This is a genomic window from Photobacterium sp. GB-1, assembly GCF_003026165.1.
Lineage (GTDB): Bacteria > Pseudomonadota > Gammaproteobacteria > Enterobacterales > Vibrionaceae > Photobacterium.
Genome location: NZ_PYOB01000016.1, coordinates 21173 through 41945 on the forward strand (window position 1 = coordinate 21173; position 20773 = coordinate 41945).

The following is a 20773-nucleotide window of genomic DNA, read 5'->3' on the forward strand; positions in this document are numbered from 1 at the left end:
GTGCTATAATCCGCGCCCTATGATCGGATGTGAAATGTCACGCCCAGATGTTGTTTTTATATCGGAGATTGCTGTGCAGCTTGCCTTAGTTTGTGAAGTTCCTGAACGTCAGCCTGAATTAGATCAATTAGCCGCTCGTTGGGGCTTAAGCCATGATGAAAATAGCAGCTTTGCTTTAGTCCTTACCGCTGAGCAATTAGAGCTTCGTAAGCTTGATGAACCTAAGCTCGGTGCAGTTTCTGTCGATTTAGTTAGCGGTGCTGTCGCTCATCGCCGTAAATTTGGTGGTGGTCGAGGCCAAGCAATAGCAAAAGCAGTTGGACTCAAAGGCGGTATTAGCCCTACCGTGTTAGATGCGACAGCTGGTCTTGGTCGAGATGCTTTTGTCTTGGCAACACTCGGTTGTAAAGTTCAGTTGGTTGAGCGTCATCCTGTGGTAGCTGCATTATTAGATGATGGCTTAGCACGAGCAAAAGCCGATCCTGAAATTGGCGGTTGGGTAAGTGAGCGTATGCAATTGCTCCATGCTTCGAGTCATGATGCTTTGGTCAATTTAGCCGATGATCCTGATTTTGTCGCACCGGATGTGGTGTACCTTGATCCTATGTATCCACATAAGAAAAAGTCCGCTTTAGTTAAAAAAGAAATGCGCGTTTTTCAAACCTTAGTGGGTGCAGATTTAGATGCCGATGGTTTATTTGAGCCTGCATATGCGCTGGCAACAAAACGGGTCGTGGTTAAGCGTCCCGATTATGCTGAATTTCTTGCTCAAGCGAAGCCCTCAATGGCGATTGAAACTAAAAAGAACCGATTTGATATTTATGTAAAAGCGGCAATGAAAGCCTAAGTGGTTGTTGCAAATAAATAGTTACAAATAGGGACAATAAAATCTTATTGCTTTTCTGGAATTACGAATCATTATCGTTTAATGTTGATAAAAAGGTTCGTTGTTGGCTAGAGGAGCATTCATGGCTAAGACCTTGTGTAAATATCGCCGAGCAGAAATTGTCGATCAGTTTGCGACAATTAGTAAGATTGTCAGCGAACCAAATTTCATGTGTTCAAGTTGTACGAGAGTCGCAAGTGACAAAGAGTATTTGTGTAAGCCAAGCCGATTAACCAATGCGGTTAAGGCTGCTCCTCGTGTTGCGAAATTATCGATTCCGTCAGCCCCTCTGCCTATGATGGCAATGAAAACACCGAATGTGCATAATTTGCCAGCTCCTACAGCTGTGGGGCAAAGCCATATCGAAATGGTTGCGGTGGTCGAAGAAGAAGCGTTAGCGCCTGATAGCTTAAAGTTAAAGCAAGCTAAGAAATTGAAGAAACTAGCGAAAAAGAAAAATAAACAATTAAAGAAAGCGGCGAAAACAGTTAAGAAATTTGAAAAGCAATTGAAGAAAGCAAAACTTGCGCTTGGATTGTGATGAATACGATAAAATAAAAAAGCCTCCGAATTGGAGGCTTTTTTTGATTTCGTATTAGTCAGCGTTTTTAATTAGTACTGCGGTCATTACGCATACAATTACTGAAACTACGATACCAGAAACAATTAACCAAGGAAGCATATCCATAGCTTAGTTATCCAAATGTTAAGGAAATCGAAAGGCTATTGAATCGTGTTTATGCGATCGGAGCAATGGTTTGGATATATCTTGAGATGACTGTTTACACCTTGAAACATTTTATTGTTAAAAGTGTTATTTGTCTTTTATTTGACGAAAAAAAAGCGCCCACAGAGGGGCGCTTTTTCGGTTATTTATTTGATTAAGCTTGCTTACTTGGCTGTGCTAATTCGAGTGCTTGACGAGAGGCTGCCGCAGCACCTTGCTTGTCGTCTAACTGCTCTAGCGTTGCGACTAAGTGAGCGTAGTCTGTCATATCAGGACGAACCGCAACAGCTCTTTCAAAATGCTCTTTTGCTTCTTGCCAGTTACCTTCCGCCATTAACATTTGCCCCAATGCACTGTGCGTGACGGCATTATTGCCGTCTTGGCGCAATAGCTCTTGTAGCTTTACAATGGCAGGATGACGATCGGGTAGATTTAGCTGAGGTACAAGGCTGATCAAGCGCTCATCTTGGCTCTTTTTAAGTGCATCACGTAAAATTGGGTAAGCATCGCTATCGGCATGACGTGCCATCATTTGTTTGATGAAGCATGCCACAAGCGCTGGATTCTGCTTATCTTTACGTCCCATGTTATTCCAGTATCCCACTAAGCCATCAGTACCATTTTGCTGACCAAGGTGCTGCATTTGGCCACATTGTGCTTGCTCATCAAGGACAGCTGCTTCTTCTTGACTGATCACGCCTGCTTTCATTAGCTGTGGCAGTAAAGTTAGCAGTGATTTCCAATCTTCCAGCTTTAAGTAGCACTCTTGAAGTAGACCTAACACGATAGGATTGCGTGCATGATCTTGTTGTACTTCTTGTAATGTTGCCAGTGCTTGTTCAAATTGCTGTTGGCGGATTTGAAGCTTGGCACGGGTGAGTGCAACCGCAAGGTTTTGGCTATCAAGCTCAGCAGCTTGTTTCAAGTACTCATCACGTTGCTCGGTTTTACCTAGTCCTTGTGCGGCCTCTGCAGCCGCAAGGTAGTTAAGAAGTGGCGCATCGCTGAATTTAGCCGATTTAGTTAATAGCTTTTCAGCGGGTTTCCAATCACCTTCTGTTACTTTTAATAGGCCTTCTGACGTTTGGATACGTGCTTTGCGAACTTTACGCCCACTAAACCAACCACGGGTTGAGCTACTGATTGAAAAGACGCGTTTTAGAATAAATTCAAGTAATAAGAAAACGGCAAACAATGCAACGATTAATACTACGAGTGTTGTTAGGCTCATCTCAATGGTTTGATTTGCCGTTGAGATCAACACATAACCTTGATTACCAGCGAGCTCGGGGCCAACAATAATACCGGCGATCAGTGCCAGTACCAATAACAATAATTTAATCATTATTTGGCCTCCACTGTGGTTACCGTATTGTAAGTGACTGTCGCGTTATTCTTACCTTTAATCGATGTTTCAGCGGGTTGCGTTACTGTTGTTTCAAGTTTCGCTTGGGCTGGCTTTTTTTCTACTGCTGGCGCTTCTGTTTCCGGTGTCGGTTTTACTGCTGGTTTAGTCTGCTTTACAGGTTGTGCCTGCGCATCATCTAATGTCGCCATTTTATTACGTAGCACTTGATTGACGAGCTTAGTAATTAATGCCTGAGATTGCAGCTTCTCTGGGTAGTTCACTGTGATTTGCTGTTGGGCTAATTGATCAAGGCTCTTAATAAAGCTTTGCGTTAGCGGTGAAGACATATCGTAATATTGTTCAGCCCACTTCTTCGCGGTATCAAGAGAGATCTTATAAACATCACCTTGCTCACGGTAAACCGCATCAATTGCGACTTCTAACTTGTTTTTGATATTTTGCTGTAAGTAGAAATCTTGTTGTGGTGAAAGCAGGGGAACAACATTGCCATCACGCTTACGATAAGTAATGAAGTGTTCGCCAAAGTTTTTCAACGATGTCAGCAAATTATCTTTCCAATCATTCACCGATTGACTCACGGTTTGTGATTGGGGTTCATCTACTGCTTTTGGCAAAATAGCATTAGCTAAAGGTAAGTTATCAACACTATTTTCAAGACTTGTTAAGCGTAGCACTATGCCATCACGGTCAACGTGAGTCAGTGATTTTAATGTTGTAATGTCATTGCTCATTGCTTGGCGTAGGTTCTTCAAGCTTGGGTCATTCATTTCTGCGATACGATGATCAGCAGACTCAAGCAATAACGTTGCACTGGTGACATCATGCTCTAACCAGAGTTTACGTCCTGCCATTTTCACAAGGTAATCCGCTTCGGCTAGGAGCCAATCGTTCGGACTATTGCCTTTTAGCTCTGTGACTGTGGTCTGCAGAGCTGCAATCGATTTTTGCTGTTGGCTTAGGCTAACTTCAGCACTGCGTAATCCGCCATTAATAAGAGTAATGGTTTCTTTTTGATCGTTTTGCATCGCGGCTTTCATGCTAGCAATTTGTTGTTGTAGCGCCTCAATACGCTGTTGCTGCTGCAATCCCTGCTGATGACCGTGATAGTAAAGCCCACCACCGAGTGCGATAACTAATGCAATCGCAATCAACCCTGTTTTGCTACCTGATTTTTTTTCAGATTTCTCTGTTTTTGCTGGTGCTTTAGGTTGTTCTTTGGTTGCTTTTTTTGGCGCTTCTTTAGCCGGAGTAGGCGTTGTTGCCGTGGTTGGCTTGTCCTGCTTTGGCTGTTCTGCTGCGGTGTTGTTGTTAGATTTGTCTGTCATCCTAATTATTCCGTTTAGCTAAAGTTGCTTAGGAACGTGAAGAGTGCATGATTGGAGGCACTGCCCACGGTGGAAATATTCATAAAGCCAAGCGTTGTTGCTTGCTCGGCCACACGTTGACTTGGGACGAGAAGGTGGCAATTGAGAAACCAAGTCAAATGTTGAGTTGGGATCCTTGTTGTTAAAAATACTAGTTGTTCAGCACTGGTAATAACAAGAGTATCCAGCTGTTGATGTTGCCATTGTGCCACTAATTTCTCGCCATCGAGATCAAGCCAACATCGCTGATACGTTTCGCAATAGTTGACTACTGCATGGCGTGCCGTTAATGCTTGGTGGATCAACTCTCTGCCACCATTCCCTCGCAATATAAGGATGTTACGATCCGTAACGTGTGCGAGTTCGGGTAAGGCTAATAATCCTTCGCTATCACAGCGGTGTTCAGGAGATAATACTCGCTGTCCGCTCAATTTTGTCAATGTTGCGGCAGTTTTATGACCAACAGCTATATAATGCACGTTTTTTGGCCATGCTGCACCTTGCGATACTAAGTAATCGTGCGCAAATGTTACCGCATGATGGCTTACAGCAATAATATAATCATTGGCTTTTAATGCATTGATTTGTAGCAATAACGAAGAAAGTCCATCACCGGCTTTTAAAGTTAATAGCGGTTGGGCTATTGCGCTGATCGCCGCAGCATTGAGTTGCTCTGCCAATTGATAACAATCGGGGGCAGGGCGGGTGATCAGCACTGTCATTACGCGTTACCGTATAATCGATTTAAAATATCGCGAGCACCATCGTTAAGCAGTTGCTCTGCGAGAGTTTCTCCCAATTGCTCTGCTTGCTCGATTGGTCCACGAATTTCAGCGCGTACAATCTTACTGCCATCAGGTTCACCGACTAATGCGCGTAGCCAGATTTGGTCGCCTTCAAGCTCTGCGTAACTACCAATTGGCACCTGACAGCCGCCTTGTAGGTAGTTATTCATTGCACGCTCACACAATACGCGTGTTGTGGTGGCTTGATCACTTAAGGCAGCTAACAATTGACGAACACGTGTGTCATCGAGACGACACTCAATCCCCACTGCGCCTTGGCCAACAGCAGGTAAACTCACTTCTGGTGTAATTTCGCTGCGAATACGGTCTTCCATTTTTAGACGTTTAAGGCCAGCACAGGCAAGAATAATCGCATCGTATTGACCTTCATCCATCTTACGTAAGCGAGTATTAACATTACCACGTAGATCGTTGACGATAAGATCAGGGCGTTGGGCGCGTAATTGACACTGACGACGTAAGCTAGAAGTACCAACAATAGCACCTTGAGGTAGCTCATCAATATTGTTGTATTTATTTGAGACAAACGCATCACGAGGATCTTCACGCTCACAGATGGTTACAAGGCCTAGGCCTTCAGGAAACTCAACGGGTACATCCTTCATTGAGTGAACCGCGATATCTGCACGGCCTTCAAGCATAGCGACTTCAAGCTCTTTTACGAATAGCCCCTTACCACCCACTTTAGCCAGTGGAGTATCTAAAATGATATCGCCTTTTGTGATCATCGGAACAAGCTCGACAATAATGCCTGGATGGGCTTGTTCTAGCTCTGCTTTAACGAATTCAGCTTGCCACATAGCGAGTGGGCTTTTACGTGTAGCAATACGGATTGGTTGATTACTCATAAGTATTGGGGATCCATAATGAAGATTCTATTTTCTATTAAGCACATCGTACCATTAGCATCGTCTGGATGATAATTTGCTTAATCATTTGAGTATATGCATACGATCATGTTGCTAATAGTTTAAAAAAATGTGATATTAATCACATCGACCTTAAATGATAGAATGATGATTCGCTGGCAACTGGCGGTTATTCATCATTGTACTAATTTGAGGTAATAGTTTAAGGATGAATCACACAGAATTGTCGCATTACCTGACTTGGCATTATCTTTACCAAGGGTATTAAAAGTGTTACATTGATCACGTTTTTGCTCATATTTAACACAGCTCAAATGATCCTAAGGGTGATATTTGGGGTGCTTCAACTCTGTTAGCTCTTGGAAGAGTAATTTGCAAAATTATATTAAGACGCTGAAAGGCAGGCTAGATTCATTGACTGAGCTTCGTATTGAACGAGCACGGTTAGCGATGAATGCTCAATCAGTACAAGTATTTGACTTGTTGCCTGTCTTACTTCATTACAATCACCCTGCTTTACCGGGTTATCTTGACCAACCGGTAGCTCAAGGGATCGCGAAATTTGTTGTGACTGATGTCCAGCAACAATTCGTTGATGATTGCGCCCATTCTGCCGAACTCTCGGTCGATCCCCTATTGCTTGAGATAAATGACTGCCCAATCACTGGCTTGTATGCCATGGGAAGTACCTCATCAATGGGACAAAGCCTAACCAGTGATCTTGATATTTGGGTTTGTATCCGAACTTCATTGACACCAGCAGAACGTAGTGCACTTGACAGCAAGTGTAGCCTTGTGTCGCAGTGGGCAATGGAGCAAGGGGTTGAAGCGAATTTCTTTCTTATTGATGAGAATCGATTCCGTCATAACTTCTCTGAAGCGATGACCGGTGAAAACTGTGGTTCTAGCCAGCATTTATTATTATTAGATGAATTCTATCGCTCTGCCGTTTGTTTGGCAGGGTTGCCATTATTGTGGTTTATGGTGCCGCCAGAAATGGAAGAGTGCTATGACCAATATATGGCGTACTTAATTGATGAAGATTACATTAATCTTGATGAGTGGATTGATTTTGGTGGTCTAACGCGTATTCCTGCCGAAGAGTATTTTGGTTCAAGTTTATGGCAGTTATATAAAAGTATCGACTCACCGTATAAGTCAGTGCTCAAAGCCATTTTGCTTGAAGCTTACTCATGGGAATACCCGCATACTCAACTTTTAAGCCTTGATGGTAAGCGTCGCTTCTTTGCTGAAGACCGCAGTGAATACTGTATGGATGCGTACTATTTAATGTTGGAAAAAGTCACGCGCTATCTTGAGCGAATTGATGATCATCGTCGTCTTGATTTAGTGCGTCGTTGCTTCTATTTAAAAACCCATGAAAAGCTATCTCGTGAACCAAGTGCCGGCTCTGTGCCTTGGCGTCGTCGTGTTCTCAAGCACTTAACTGAGCAGTGGCAATGGACAGACTCGGTGATTAATGAACTTGATCATCGTCGTGATTGGAAAGTGACACAAGTTAAAGAGGCACATAACGAATTATTAGATGCGTTAATGCTAAGTTATCGTAACTTAATCCGTTTTGCGCGTCGTAATAATATTACCTCTGCGATCAGTCCTGAAGATATCAGTATTTTGGCGCGTAAGTTATATGCGGCATTTGAGGTACTTCCAGGTAAAGTCACTTTACTTAATCCACAGATCTCACCGGATTTACATGAAGAAGATATCACCTTTATTCAGGTGCCTGAGGGGCGTACGAATGCTGCTGGTTGGTATCTTTATAAACAGCCCATCGATCCCTTGTTAATTATGGGACAACCGGCTCTTGAGCATAACCGTTACTTATCTAAGTTAGTCGCTTGGAGCTATTTTAATGGTTTATTAACGGAATCAACGCACCTTCATACCGTGGTACGTGATGCAGATTTTGATTTAGATAAGCTCTATCAGTTGGTGAGTGATATTCGAAATACCTTCCCAATTCGCCGTCCGAATCCAAGTTTACAAGCGTTATCGAGCCCGTGTGAGATTCGTCAGTTAGGGTTATTCATTAATTTAGAAAATGACCCAACCAATGAGCTGAAAAACCGCTCGGTACGGTTTGATTTTAAAACTACCGATATTTTCAGTTATGGCCCAGAACAGAAATGTTTAGTTGGCAGCGTCGATCTGATTTATCGCAACTCGTGGAATGAAGTGCGCACGCTTAACTTTAGCGGCGATAATGCCATGTTAGATGCACTGAAAACCATGCTTGGGAAGATGCACCATGATGCGATCCCACCTGAAGCGGTTGATGTATTCTGTTATAGCAAGCACATGCGTGGTTTGATCCGTAATTTAGTATATCAGTTAGTGGCTGAATGTATTGAAATGCGCTTAAAACCGGTTGAAGAAGAAAAGCGTCGTCGATTTAAAGCGATCCGCATTGCAGAAGAAACCTTTGGCTTATTCTTTGAGCGTCGTGGTGTTTCTGTTCAACGGTTAGAAAACCCAGTTGATTTCTACAGTTGCATTTCATCGAATAAAGTCAGTGAAGTGCCTCATGTTGTGATGGGGAAAATGGACGAACCTCATCCTCCACAAATAGTGGATGCTTATGCGAGTGAAGGTTTGATCCAGTTCTTCTTTGAAGATTGTGAGCAGGGCTACAACATCTATATCTTAGATGAAACCAACCAGATGGAAGTGTACCGTCAATGTAGTGGTAATAAAGATGAGATGGTACATGGGGTTAATCGTTTTTACACTTCGGCGCAAGACCGTTTTAGTGCGACTAACTTCATTAACTTTAATTTACCTCAGTTCTACGATATCGTGCATTGCGACAACGGTAAATTACAAGTATTGCCATTTAAGAGTGGTCAAATGCCGCGTCCAAAGCCCGATGTCGATCCCAATTCAACTGGGATGCTTAACAGTTAATACCGTGTATTGACATGACAATAAAAAGCCTTCAGATGTGAAGGCTTTTTTTATCGGTAGTTCATGACAATAAATATCTTATTTACCATTCAACCGCTTCACCAGCATGAAGGCTGCATTCTTTTTTAAGCAGTGAAAATAGCTCTTCATCACTGCGGGTACAACGCCATTCCGTGCCATTATATTTGAAATGATAACCGCCTGATTTTGAAGCTAACCAGAGTTCATGTAATGGCTCTTGGCGGTTAATTACGATCTGGCTGCGGTTAGCAAACTCGAGTGTTAATACATTACCCGTTGTCTCTGGCTCAATGTCGGCACCGGATTCATCGATACCTTCTTCGATTTGCATTAGTGCTAAATCAGCTAATTGGTGAAATTCAGTGTCATTCATCTTATTGTGTCCTATTGCTTTTCCTGTTCTTGGTGCGATTATAGAGGGCATTGGTTTGATAATCACTGGCTTTGAATTATGCGTAAAGGTTTATTAGCAATTTTTGTGTTAGCGACCCTAACATTAGCGGGATGTGGACAGAGTGGTGCTCTCTACATGCCAAAAGATGCACCACAGCAAGAGCAAGCAAAGTAAAAAATAAATAAACACTGAGTTAAACAGTGTCGCCATTGAAAGCAGCTACTTAACAGGGAAGAAAAACATTGGATTACTTTAACTACCAGCAAAATAATCAATTATGGGCTGAAAATGTGCCATTAGCACAATTGGCTGAGCAATACGGTACACCTTTGTATGTGTATTCACGTGCAACGTTAGAGCGCCACTGGAAAGCATTTGATGAGGCGGTTGCGACGCACCCTCATTTAATTTGTTATGCCGTTAAAGCGAATTCTAACCTTGGGGTATTAAATGTTCTTGCTCGTCTTGGCTCTGGCTTTGATATTGTGTCACAAGGTGAATTAGAGCGTGTGATTGCCGCTGGTGGTGATCCGGCAAAAGTGGTGTTCTCAGGTGTCGGTAAAACGGCGGCTGAAATGCAGCGTGCACTAGAGCTTGGGATCAAATGCTTCAATGTTGAGTCTGAACCTGAATTAGAGCGTCTAAATAGCGTTGCTGAAGAGCTAGGCGTTACAGCGCCTATTTCATTGCGTATTAACCCTGATGTTGATGCGAAAACGCATCCTTACATCTCAACAGGATTACGTGATAATAAGTTCGGTATTGTGTTTGATCGCGCGGTGGAAGTGTATCGCCTAGCGCATAGCCTGCCACATTTACAGGTTGTTGGTATGGATTGTCATATCGGCTCTCAGTTAACTGATATTACTCCATTTATTGATGCTACTGATCGTTTATTGGCGTTGGTTGATGAGTTAAAAGCCGAAGGCATTCATATTCAGCACCTTGATTTAGGTGGTGGTCTAGGGGTGACTTACAATGATGAGCAACCACCACAACCTGCAGATTATGCTTCGGCATTACTCGCCCGATTAGAAAACTATCCTGATTTGGAGCTGATTTTTGAGCCAGGACGCGCCATTGCTGCGAATGCGGGTGTATTACTGACAAAAGTTGAGTTTCTAAAGCATACTGAACATAAAAACTTCGCCATTGTTGATGCGGCAATGAATGATTTAATTCGTCCGACGTTATATTCAGCGTGGCAAGATATTGTGCCGGTTAGCCCGCGTCAGGGTGAAGCGCATGTCTACGATTTAGTTGGACCTATTTGTGAAACCGGTGACTTTATCGGTAAAGATCGCAGTTTATGTTTAGCGCAAGGTGATTTATTAGCAGTTCGTTCAGCAGGCGCTTATGGCTTTGTGATGGCATCGAATTACAATACCCGTGCTCGTGCGGCTGAAATTATGGTCGACGGTGAACAGGCTCATGTTGTTCGTGAGCGTGAAACGCTAGCGCAACTGTGGCAACTAGAACAGATTATTCAGTAATCATGGCTGCGATGAAATGAAAAAAATTAAGGAACATCATGCAGATTAACTTTTCCAAAATGCATGGGTTAGGCAATGACTTTGTTGTTGTTGACTGCGTGACACAAAATGTATTTTTTTCACCTGATGCGATCCGCCGTTTGGCGGATCGACATCGTGGTATCGGCTTTGACCAACTGTTAGTGGTTGAACCGCCTTATGATCCTGAAACGGATTTTCATTACCGTATTTTTAATGCTGATGGTAGTGAAGTCGAACAATGTGGTAACGGTGCCCGTTGCTTTGCCCGTTTTGTTTCAATGAAAGGGTTAACCAATAAATACCATATTTCGGTGAGTACAAAAGCAGGGAAAATGTTGCTGAAACTTGAAAATGATAATCAGGTGACAGTGAATATGGGCGTGCCGATCTTTGAACCGAGCAAGATCCCGATGAAAGCTAAACAGGCTGAAAAAACCTATATTTTACGTGCAGGTGAGCACACGCTTTTCTGTGGCGCGGCAAGTATGGGGAATCCGCATTGTGTAACGATGGTTGATGATGTTGATACTGCCGATGTCGATACATTAGGCCCGTTATTAGAATCCCATGAACGTTTTCCTGAGCGTGTTAATGCTGGCTTTATGCAAGTGCTTGATCGCAATAACGTGCGTTTGCGCGTTTATGAGCGTGGTGCGGGTGAAACGCAAGCTTGTGGTAGCGGTGCCTGTGCGGCGGTTGCGATTGGGCGAGTGCAAGGTTTGCTGGATGAAAATGTAAAAGTTTCTCTACCTGGTGGTGATTTATATATTCGTTGGGCGGGGGAAGGTAAACCATTATTTATGACCGGCCCTGCCGCTCACGTTTTTGACGGACAATTTATTCAATGACAACACATTCTCAGCAAACTTGTTCATCAGGGGATGACTTGAATGAGGTGCTGAATGAGCAAGCAGTTGTAACTTACTTGCGCAATAATCCCACTTTTTTTTCACGTCAATCGGAGTGGTTGAGTGAGGTGCGGATCCCTCATCAAGAGCGTGGTACCGTCTCTCTGGTTGATATTCAATTAGAGCGACTACGACTACGGATCGCCGAGCTTGAGCAACAACATGCCACGTTACTCGCCAATGCAACCAAAAGTGGTGAGTTATCGGTCTTGTTCTCTAATGCTCAAGTACAATTATTACAATGCCATAATATTTATCAGGTACTGACGATTATTGATACCTTAGCGGCGCAATTGGATCTTTCTGTTTGTCTTCGCTTGTTTGATAGCGAAGATAAGTTGTTATATCTCGAACGTCGCCAATTTAACGATTTTTATCGTTCTCGTTTAATTCAAGATCGTCCGTATTTAGGCCGCTTACGTCGTCCTGAAGCTGAATTGTTATATAGCCATCCGCCGCAGTTAGGATCGTTTATTGTGTTGCCATTAGGTCGATCGGCTGCCAATGGTGTATTGAGTTTTGCGAGCGCAGATGGTGGACATTTTCAACCCGAAATGGACACCTTGTTTGTTGAGCAGTTAGCAACAACCATTAGTTACCTGATAGAGCATTGGCAATATACCCGTGAGGTTATTGACTAATATGTTGCCCCGCAGCTTGGAACAACCACTTGAACGTTTCTACGAATATTTACGTAGTGAACGTGAACTAAGCTTACATACTCAGCAAAATTATAAGCGCCAGCTAACGCGTATTGCTGAACAATTGGTCGAATTGAGCGTCGATAATTGGCAGCAAGTGGATGCCGGTTGGGTTCGTCAAATCGCCAGTAAAGGGATGCGAGATGGCTTAAAGGCGAGTAGCCTTGCGATGCGCTTATCAGCCTTGCGAAGTTTTTTTGATTTTTTAGTCCATCAAAATGTTTTAAAAGCCAACCCTGCAAAAGGCGTTGCGGCGCCACGAAAAGCACGTCCATTACCCAAGAATTTGGATGTGGATGAAATGAATCAATTGTTGGATGTTAACGATGATGATCCATTAGCAATTCGTGATCGCGCAATGATGGAATTGATGTACGGTGCAGGGTTACGTTTAGCCGAGTTGGTTGGTATTGATGTGCGTCATATCAGTTTAAGCAAAGGCGACTTACGGGTAATTGGTAAGGGCGATAAAGAAAGGGTGGTTCCTTTCTCTGGCCTTGCTCGTGAATGGGTAGCGAAATGGCTGAAGTTGCGTGATAATCTTGCTCAAGCAGAAGAGCCAGCACTGTTTGTGTCTAAATTAGGCACGCGTATTTCGACTCGAAATGTGCAGAAAAGAATGGCGGAATGGGGAAAAAAACAGGCAGTATCAAGCCACATTAACCCCCATAAACTACGTCACAGTTTTGCGACACATATGTTGGAATCGAGCGGCGATTTACGTGCAGTACAAGAGCTTTTAGGTCACGCAAATTTATCGACAACCCAAATCTATACTCATTTGGATTTTCAGCATTTAGCGAAAGTGTATGATGAAGCACATCCTCGTGCTAAGCGTAATAAATAACATTGACTGCTACGTATCAATACAGAGAAATTATGCATTTTTACCGCCAATTAACGCCAATTAGTGCCTTAACTTTTGATCTTGACGATACCTTATACGATAACCGTCCGGTGATTGTTCGTGCTGAACAAGCAATGCTTGACTGGTTAACGCAGATCTTACCGTCACGTATCATAATTGATAAAACCGTTTGGTCATCGCTTAAATCGCAATTAGCGATGCTAGATCCAATGCTCAAACATGATGTCAGTTTGTGGCGATATGAAACCATTAAAATAGGTTTAATGCAGCTAGGGTTTCGTCTATCAGAGGCAGAAATTTTAGCGCAGCAGGGATTAGATACTGTACTGGCTATTCGCAACCAAGTCGATGTTCCTGCAGAAACGCATCGAGTATTACAACAATTAAGTGACCATTTTCCGCTAGTCGGGCTAACAAATGGTAATGTTGATGCAGAAAAAATTGGCTTAGCGCCATATTTTGTCGAGGTGTTTCAAGCGGGCAAAGATGGTTTAGCAAAACCTGAGGCAGATTTATTTAACCTTGCGGTTAATACCCTAAATGTACCAGCCGCGACAATCTTACATGTTGGTGATCATCTTATTACCGATGTAAAAGGCGCGAAACAGCATGGCTTTCAAGCGTGTTGGTTTAACGATCAACAAAAATTGATTCAGCAGCAATCGCAAGCGTTGATCCTACCTGATGTAGAAATTACGCAATTGGCGCAGCTGCTTGAGATTGTCGGATTAGAGCAGTAAAAAAAGCGACCATGGGTCGCTTTTTTATTGCGTATAGCATATTAAAACACGATCGATATTTAGAAAGAATGGTGAAGGTGGCCACGATTAAATAAGTGATCAAAAGAGAGACTTCCCGCCCCCCAGATCACATTGGTGAGTAGCATCATTCCCCACAGTTGGTGATCATAAAATCCTTTTTCCCAAAGTGCGGGATAGGAAATGACTGCCATGACGTTAAATCCAAAAAGTACGAATGCCATCGGGCGAGTAAATAGCCCCAGCGTGAGAAAAATAGGGATAAAAACTTCAACCGCAGTACCAATATATGCCGCCCAGTGCCATGGTAATAAGGGCACATGATACTCGTATTCAAAAAGGTATAAGGTGCTGTCCCAGCTTGAGTATTTGATCATGCCAGATTGAAAAAATACCCATGCAACCCAGAGACGAGTAAATAGCAGCACAAGTGGGATAAAAGGGGTGGTTAGCCGTGAGAAAAAAGGGTCGATACTGCGAATAAAACTATCCATCGTTTGCCTCCACGATATCGTCGGTGAGTTGATATTCAAATAATAAAGGTAGTTGTTCAAGCATCTGTGGCGAGGCTTTTTGAAGTGATTTTTGTTGTTGGCAGTGAATGATTAACGCCTTGAGATCTGAAGAGATAACCTGCGTTAATATTTCGTTGCCACGTAATTGAATAACCACGGTTTGTGGCTGATCGATATCAAGTGCTGCCAATGGATCATCAGCGCTAGAAAACGCTGATGCGTGATGGTTGAGTCTTTCACCCTCTACAATATGCCACAAATCTCCGACACTATACTGGCTGGTCAAAACATAGGTTGCCGCAGGAATATGAAAATAGCTTTGTCCAAAGGCATCGGCATTTTCTGAATTTTGAAGGTGTTGTAATTTTTCAAATGGAAAACCGTGTTGTTGTGATGGCATGCGGCTGACAATATCTCGGTACCATTCGAGTTGAGCGAGATCCGATAAATACGGTAAGGCTTTGTTGATGGTTTCATTATTTGCAATGGTGCGATGAAACCCTTCACCGTAATGGCTCACATCGCCTTGGGTTAAGGGAGAATGCAGTATGTGTAATCGCGCCAGTTGAACAAAACAGTCATGGCCGATCATCGCTAGGACTGCGGGATACGTTGCCGAAAGAATATCGGTTAAACTCAAAATAAAATTATTTCGATAAATTTGTAGGTGTTGCTCGGCACTAAAGCTGGTGGCTTTTATCGTTGTAGATGCATGACTGTGTTTGTATTGCAGCGCATCGGAAAAGGCGCTTTGGAGCTGGTGCAGTTCATTGTTGACGGCATATTTCATGGTGATGTTCTCGTTGAAGGAACGCGTTCGCTTTAGCCGCTTCAGCAAGGAGTATCTCTAATGATGGTAACTCTGCATCCCACTCTATTAAGGTTGGAGTATGCTTACCATTTTGCTGTATCCATTGACGATAAAGTTGCCATACAGGCTCACTTACCGGCTTACTATGGGTATCAATCCATATTTCCCCTTCAGGGAATTGTTTCACCGTAAAGCCTGCAAGGTGGATCTCTTTTACCGTATCGGGATTGATGGCATCTAAATAAGTTTGGCAATCAAACTGATGGTTAAAGCTATTGACGTAAAGATTGTTTAAATCTAATAACAAGCCACATCCTGTGCGTTGTTGAACGGCAGTTAGAAACTCCCATTCCGGTATAACGGAGTGCTTAAAACTGAGATAGCTCGATGGGTTTTCAATTAATAATTGTCTGTTGAGGTAATCTTGCACTTGTTCGACATGCGTACAGAAAACATCAAGTGCTTGCTCGGTATAAGGTAGAGGCAGTAAATCGTTAAAGTATTGACCGTTAACTGAACTCCAACTGAGGTGATCTGAAACCGCAAAAGGATTAACAACGTCAATGACTTGTTTCAGTTGCTTTAAATGCTCACGGTTAATTGGATCGGCTGAGCCAAGGGATAACCCAATACCATGACAACTCATCGGGTAATGCTCGATGATGGCTAACAGTTGTTGATATTGAGGCGTATAGCGGTTGAAATAGTTTTCACTGTGAATTTCAAGCCAGCCAATATCTGGACGTTGCGCGATAATCGGTTGGTGATGAGGTGAGCGTAAACCCACCCCAACCATATCCGTTAATAATGGATAGCTCATTATGCGGACTCTGTTGAACCACCATGAAGGCGATCGCAAAGCCCTTTAGGCATCGCAATGAAGGCATCTTTTTGACCATCTTCTTTCGCTGAGCCTGCACATGATGTGGTTTTCGTTGCGCAGTCATTTTTTCCTGCTTTCGCCACCCCATAACATTTTTCTTTTGCTTCGCCAGCAACGGCAGAAGTTGAGGCTACTGTACCTGCTAATGCGATAAGACCTGTCATGGTTGATGCGAGTGCAAGCTTGTTTACGTTGTTCATGATGAAACCCTCTTGAGATATAACTTAGTTGGCTAGTTTTTATGTGGCGTTAACACGCTCTGTTTAATAGGAAAGGGGATGGCTGATATTTATTGCGAAAAAAAATGATTAAAATTAAAACAATTTTCTGCACCAAGGAAAGATGAAGATATCGAGGCAATCTTTTTTCGTGCTGTTATAATCATCACCATTGTATAAATAACCAGTAGATAGCGATGGACGTTTCACTCCTATTAGACGGGCTCAATGATAAACAAAGAGAAGCGGTGGCAGCGCCGTTGGGTAACCACCTCGTACTGGCTGGCGCCGGTAGTGGTAAGACACGAGTGCTGGTTCATCGCATTGCTTGGTTGTTATCGGTAGAGCAAGCATCACCGTATTCGATTATGTCGGTGACCTTTACCAACAAAGCGGCCGCAGAAATGCGTGGGCGTATTAATGAGTTAATGCACGGCTCAAGTGCGGGGATGTGGAATGGTACTTTCCACGGACTATGTCACCGCATGCTGCGTGCTCATTACCTTGATGCGCGTTTGCCGGAAGATTTTAATATTTTGGATTCTGATGATCAGATGCGTTTATTGCGTCGCTTGATCAAAGCGCAGAATCTAGATGAAAAGCATTGGCCTGCTCGTCAGGCTGCTTGGTATATCAATGCCAAGAAAGATGAAGGCTTACGTCCTAAACACGTTGAAACCTATAGCGATCCTGTAGAGCAAACTTGGCTACGTATTTACACCGCTTACCAAGAAGCGTGCGATCGTGCGGGTATGGTCGATTTTGCTGAACTATTGCTGCGATCTTACGAGTTATTGCGCGATAACAAGCATATCCGTGAACATTACCAAGCACGCTTTAAGCACATTCTGGTTGACGAGTTCCAAGATACCAACAGCATTCAGTTTGCGTGGTTACGCTTAATGGCGGGACCTGATTGCCATGTGATGATCGTAGGTGATGACGACCAGTCTATTTATGGTTGGCGTGGTGCAAAAATTGAAAATATTCAGCGTTTCTTAAATGAATTTAAAGATGCGTCGTCGATTTTCCTTGAACAAAACTACCGTTCGACCGGCAATATTCTAAATGCTGCCAATGAGTTGATTGCCAATAACAACGAACGTATGGGCAAGAAACTTTGGACTGACGGTGGTGAAGGTGAGCCGATTTCGCTTTATTCTGCGTTTAACGAACTCGATGAAGCGCGTTTTGCGGTGGGGAAAATCAAAGAATGGCGCGATCAAGGTGGCAGCCTCAACGAAACGGCTTTCTTGTACCGTAGTAACGCCCAATCACGGGTATTAGAAGAAGCATTAATTCAAGCTGGACTGCCGTACCGTATCTACGGTGGTATGCGATTCTTCGAACGCCAAGAGATCAAAGATGCGTTGTCTTACATGCGTTTAATCTCCAATCGTAATGATGATGCCTCGTTTGAGCGTGTGGTAAATACCCCGACGCGTGGCTTGGGCGATCGCACGTTAGAGACGATTCGTTTAGCTGCTCGCGATCGTGGTTTAACCATGTGGCAATCGAGTATTGCCTTGCTTGAAGAGCAAGTTTTAGCAGGTCGTGCGGCGAATTCATTACGTCGTTTTATCGAGCTGATTAATGCTCTTGAAGATGATACCGCCGACTTGCCAATGTATCAGCAGACCGATGAAGTCATTCGACATTCTGGTTTACGTGCAATGTACGAGCAAGAAAAAGGCGAAAAAGCTCAAGCGCGTATTGAAAACTTAGAAGAATTGGTCACAGCAACTCGCCAGTTTGAAATCCCAGAAGAAGCAGAAAGCATGACGCCACTGGCGGCCTTCTTAGCCCATGCGGCATTAGAAGCCGGTGATGGCCAGGCGGATGACTTTGAAGATGCGGTGCAGCTGATGACGATGCACAGTGCTAAAGGTCTAGAATTCCCAGTAGTATTTATGGTGGGTGTAGAAGAGGGGATGTTCCCTAGCTCACGTACCACAGAGGAAGTGGGACGTTTAGAAGAAGAGCGTCGTTTGTGTTACGTGGGGATGACCCGTGCAATGCAAAAACTGTATATCACGTATGCTGAAATGCGTCGTTTATACGGTAAAGATAACTTCCACAAACCTTCACGCTTTATCCGCGAAATTCCCGACCAGTTCGTCGAAGAAGTCCGCATGAAAGCGCAAGTGTCACGTCCGGCAAGCAGTGGTCGTTTTAGCCAAACACAGGTGAATAACAACTTTAATGAGACAGGTTTTAACCTAGGTCAGCGTGTTGAACATCCAAAATTTGGTGAAGGCACCATCATTAACTTTGAAGGCAGTGGCGCACAAAGCCGTGTGCAAGTGGCGTTTAATGGTGAAGGTATTAAGTGGTTGGTGACTCAGTACGCCAAGCTTACACCAATGTAATAGTATGCGTTTTTAATTGTTCGTAACACCAAAAAATAAAGCCCAGCAATCATCTTTTGAGTGCTGGGCTTTTTGCTTTTATCTGCGTATTAGCGCGGTTATTGACTGATCACTTTACCTTCTCGACGAGGATCGGCTGCCCCAATAAGCTGATTTGGCGCAATACTTATCGCTTGAATACCTGAATTCAGATCTTTGATTTGGATTTTATAGCCCAGCTTCTCAAGCTTTGGCGTCCACTCTGCCGCGGGCGTGTTTTTTTCAAGTTCAAAGGTACCGAAGCGATTATTCATATTCGGTAAGTTGATCGCTTGTTGTAAATCCATCCCCCAATCAATATACGCGACTAAGGTTTTTGTGAGATAACCAATGATCTGACTTCCTCCGGGTGAGCCGATGGTTAGCACTGGCTGGTTGTTTTTCATCACAATCGTGGGTGTCATTGACGAGCGAGGTCGTTTACCTGGCTCTATTCGGTTAGCAACAGGAACTCCCTCAATTTGGCTGCGGAATGAAAAGTCCGTTAATTCATTATTGAGTAAAAATCCCCTGACCATTAACCGTGAACCAAAACTGTTTTCAATCGTCGAGGTGAGTGAGACCACATTACCTTCTTTATCTACAATCGATAAATGGCTGGTGGAAGGCAGTTCGATCGCTTCATCACTGGCGCGGTTATTGGCATGATTCCAAGGTGGCATTCCCGGTTTTACTTGGGGTAATGCTTTATTTCCCTCGAGTAATTTAGCACGCTCGGCAAGGTAGTTCGGATCGAGTAAGCCACGAACAGGCATTGGCACATAATCACTGTCTGCCATATAGCGACCGCGATCAGCAAAAGCTAAACGCGAGGCATCACCAATTAACTGCCAACTTTTGACGTTATCGGCACCGAGCTTATCCAAGGGATAATGATTGAGCATGGCCAATATTTGCCCCAAGGTTAATGCGCCAGAGCTGGGTGGCCCCATTCCACAAATTTGATATTGACGGTAGGGGGCACAAATAGGCTCACGTTGTTTAACGCTGTAGCTGGCGAGATCCATCGTGTTTAATACCCCTGGATTACCTTCTGCGTTTTGGACGGTATTAACAATATCTCGTGCAATATCGCCTTGATAAAAGGCTCTTGGGCCATAATCAGCAATTTGACGTAAGGTATTTGAATAAGCGTTATTAACTAACTTACTTCCTGCTTGAAGTGGTTTGCCTTGTGAGTCAAAAAAGTAGGCCTTAGTCGTAGGGTAGCGACGAAGATTTTCTGCATCGTTCTCAACCATTGCAGCAAGCCGAGGGCTGACGATGAACCCTTCTTTGGCTAATTTGATCGCAGGAAGAAACAGCGTTTTCCACGGCAATTTTCCGTATTGCTGATGACTGCGCCATAGCAGTTTAATCGTACCCGGTGTACCGACAGATCGTCCACCGACAACGGCATCATAGAATTTTAGCGGCTGACCTTGATTGTCTTGAAACAAACGGGGAGTCACAGCAAAAGGGGCTGTTTCTCGACCATCAAATGTCGTCATTTGGTTATTGTCATTATCCCAATACACCAAAAATCCACCACCACCGATCCCTGATGATTGTGGCTCAACTAAGCCTAATATTAGTTGCGCGGTGATCATTGCATCAACAGCACTGCCACCCTGACGTAAAATATCAGCTCCTGCTTGACTGGCATAAGGATTGGCCGTGGCGATCATCCACTCTTTACCTGAAACCAACGGTTGTGATTGTTGGTTAGTACTCGGCTCAGGTTCAATGTGATCAGAGGCTTGTTGAACTTCATTGGCTAATGCTGGAAATGAAAAACAACAAACACTCAATAAAAAGGCTGTAGCTGAGGTGAACCTTGGCATCT

General features: G+C 43.6%; 20 protein-coding genes. 10 read left to right on the forward strand and 10 right to left on the reverse strand.

Annotation, left to right across the window (positions count from 1 at the left end; genetic code table 11):
* Positions 1 to 73: 73 nt before the first annotated feature.
* Positions 74 to 847, forward strand: coding sequence for a class I SAM-dependent methyltransferase (locus C9J45_RS14750; protein WP_045084598.1), 774 nt, complete (start codon positions 74 to 76; stop codon positions 845 to 847).
* A gap of 121 nt (positions 848 to 968) precedes the next feature.
* Positions 969 to 1427 carry a hypothetical protein gene (locus C9J45_RS14755; protein WP_107207816.1) on the forward strand — a complete coding sequence of 153 codons (459 nt, stop codon included), beginning with the start codon at positions 969 to 971 and terminating at the stop codon, positions 1425 to 1427.
* A gap of 340 nt (positions 1428 to 1767) precedes the next feature.
* On the opposite strand, the gene C9J45_RS14760 is transcribed toward C9J45_RS14755, so the two are convergent.
* The 4 genes from C9J45_RS14760 to hemC are packed head-to-tail and all read right to left on the reverse strand — an operon-like array spanning position 1768 to position 6000.
* A complete protein-coding gene (locus C9J45_RS14760) occupies positions 1768 to 2958 on the reverse strand; it encodes a heme biosynthesis protein HemY (protein WP_107247552.1) in 1191 nt (396 codons plus the stop codon).
* Positions 2958 to 4307 (reverse strand): uroporphyrinogen-III C-methyltransferase, encoded by a 1350-nt coding sequence (gene hemX / locus C9J45_RS14765; protein ID WP_107261188.1) that lies wholly within the window; start codon positions 4305 to 4307, stop codon positions 2958 to 2960. The genes C9J45_RS14760 and hemX overlap by 1 nt, the downstream gene beginning before the upstream one ends.
* 14 nt (positions 4308 to 4321) lie before the next feature.
* A complete protein-coding gene (locus tag C9J45_RS14770; RefSeq protein WP_107207813.1) occupies positions 4322 to 5068 on the reverse strand; it encodes a uroporphyrinogen-III synthase in 747 nt (248 codons plus the stop codon).
* The gene (hemC, locus tag C9J45_RS14775) at positions 5068 to 6000 is read right to left on the reverse strand and encodes a hydroxymethylbilane synthase (RefSeq protein ID WP_107207812.1); all 933 of its coding nucleotides are present in this window, start codon (positions 5998 to 6000) and stop codon (positions 5068 to 5070) included. Before hemC ends, C9J45_RS14770 begins: the two co-directional genes overlap by 1 nt.
* A gap of 393 nt (positions 6001 to 6393) precedes the next feature.
* On the opposite strand from hemC, the gene C9J45_RS14780 reads away from it, so the two are divergent.
* Positions 6394 to 8949 (forward strand): class I adenylate cyclase, encoded by a 2556-nt coding sequence (locus C9J45_RS14780; protein ID WP_107207811.1) that lies wholly within the window; start codon positions 6394 to 6396, stop codon positions 8947 to 8949.
* A gap of 82 nt (positions 8950 to 9031) precedes the next feature.
* On the opposite strand, the gene cyaY is transcribed toward C9J45_RS14780, so the two are convergent.
* Entirely contained in the window at positions 9032 to 9343 is a 312-nt protein-coding gene (cyaY, locus tag C9J45_RS14785; protein ID WP_005372465.1) for an iron donor protein CyaY, read from the reverse strand.
* Between the two features lie 78 nt (positions 9344 to 9421).
* On the opposite strand from cyaY, the gene C9J45_RS14790 reads away from it, so the two are divergent.
* The 6 genes from C9J45_RS14790 to yigB all read left to right on the forward strand — a co-directional run bounded on the left by C9J45_RS14790 (position 9422) and on the right by yigB (position 14095).
* Entirely contained in the window at positions 9422 to 9538 is a 117-nt protein-coding gene (locus C9J45_RS14790; RefSeq protein WP_107207810.1) for a lipoprotein, read from the forward strand.
* A 68-nt stretch (positions 9539 to 9606) separates the two neighbouring features.
* A complete protein-coding gene (gene lysA / locus C9J45_RS14795; RefSeq protein WP_107207809.1) occupies positions 9607 to 10857 on the forward strand; it encodes a diaminopimelate decarboxylase in 1251 nt (416 codons plus the stop codon).
* 38 nt (positions 10858 to 10895) lie between these two features.
* Positions 10896 to 11726, forward strand: coding sequence for a diaminopimelate epimerase (dapF, locus tag C9J45_RS14800; protein WP_107207808.1), 831 nt, complete (start codon positions 10896 to 10898; stop codon positions 11724 to 11726).
* Positions 11723 to 12427 (forward strand): DUF484 family protein, encoded by a 705-nt coding sequence (locus C9J45_RS14805; RefSeq protein ID WP_107247549.1) that lies wholly within the window; start codon positions 11723 to 11725, stop codon positions 12425 to 12427. The genes dapF and C9J45_RS14805 overlap by 4 nt, the downstream gene beginning before the upstream one ends.
* A 1-nt stretch (position 12428) precedes the next feature.
* Complete coding sequence (xerC, locus tag C9J45_RS14810) at positions 12429 to 13334, forward strand: tyrosine recombinase XerC (protein ID WP_107292711.1); 906 nt, start codon at positions 12429 to 12431, stop codon at positions 13332 to 13334.
* A 32-nt stretch (positions 13335 to 13366) separates the two neighbouring features.
* The gene (gene yigB, locus C9J45_RS14815; RefSeq protein WP_107292712.1) at positions 13367 to 14095 is read left to right on the forward strand and encodes a 5-amino-6-(5-phospho-D-ribitylamino)uracil phosphatase YigB; all 729 of its coding nucleotides are present in this window, start codon (positions 13367 to 13369) and stop codon (positions 14093 to 14095) included.
* 59 nt (positions 14096 to 14154) lie between these two features.
* Here yigB and C9J45_RS14820 read toward each other — a convergent pair whose 3' ends face one another.
* Genes C9J45_RS14820 through C9J45_RS14835 form a run of 4 tightly spaced genes read right to left on the reverse strand, consistent with a single transcriptional unit; the run spans position 14155 to position 16522 of the window.
* Positions 14155 to 14607 carry a DoxX family protein gene (locus tag C9J45_RS14820; RefSeq protein WP_107287859.1) on the reverse strand — a complete coding sequence of 151 codons (453 nt, stop codon included), beginning with the start codon at positions 14605 to 14607 and terminating at the stop codon, positions 14155 to 14157.
* A complete protein-coding gene (locus C9J45_RS14825; protein WP_107292713.1) occupies positions 14600 to 15418 on the reverse strand; it encodes a DNA-binding domain-containing protein in 819 nt (272 codons plus the stop codon). The genes C9J45_RS14820 and C9J45_RS14825 overlap by 8 nt, the downstream gene beginning before the upstream one ends.
* On the reverse strand, positions 15396 to 16259 hold the full coding sequence (locus tag C9J45_RS14830; RefSeq protein WP_107292714.1) for a DUF692 domain-containing protein: 864 nt from the start codon (positions 16257 to 16259) through the stop codon (positions 15396 to 15398). The genes C9J45_RS14825 and C9J45_RS14830 overlap by 23 nt, the downstream gene beginning before the upstream one ends.
* Positions 16259 to 16522 (reverse strand): DUF2282 domain-containing protein, encoded by a 264-nt coding sequence (locus C9J45_RS14835; RefSeq protein ID WP_107292715.1) that lies wholly within the window; start codon positions 16520 to 16522, stop codon positions 16259 to 16261. The genes C9J45_RS14830 and C9J45_RS14835 overlap by 1 nt, the downstream gene beginning before the upstream one ends.
* 215 nt (positions 16523 to 16737) lie before the next feature.
* Here C9J45_RS14835 and uvrD point away from each other — a divergent pair, with 215 nt between their 5' ends.
* The gene (uvrD, locus tag C9J45_RS14840; RefSeq protein ID WP_107207801.1) at positions 16738 to 18909 is read left to right on the forward strand and encodes a DNA helicase II; all 2172 of its coding nucleotides are present in this window, start codon (positions 16738 to 16740) and stop codon (positions 18907 to 18909) included.
* A gap of 98 nt (positions 18910 to 19007) precedes the next feature.
* Here the strand turns inward: uvrD and ggt are convergent, their stop codons facing one another.
* Entirely contained in the window at positions 19008 to 20771 is a 1764-nt protein-coding gene (gene ggt / locus C9J45_RS14845; protein ID WP_107292716.1) for a gamma-glutamyltransferase, read from the reverse strand.
* Between the last annotated feature and the right edge of the window lie 2 nt (positions 20772 to 20773).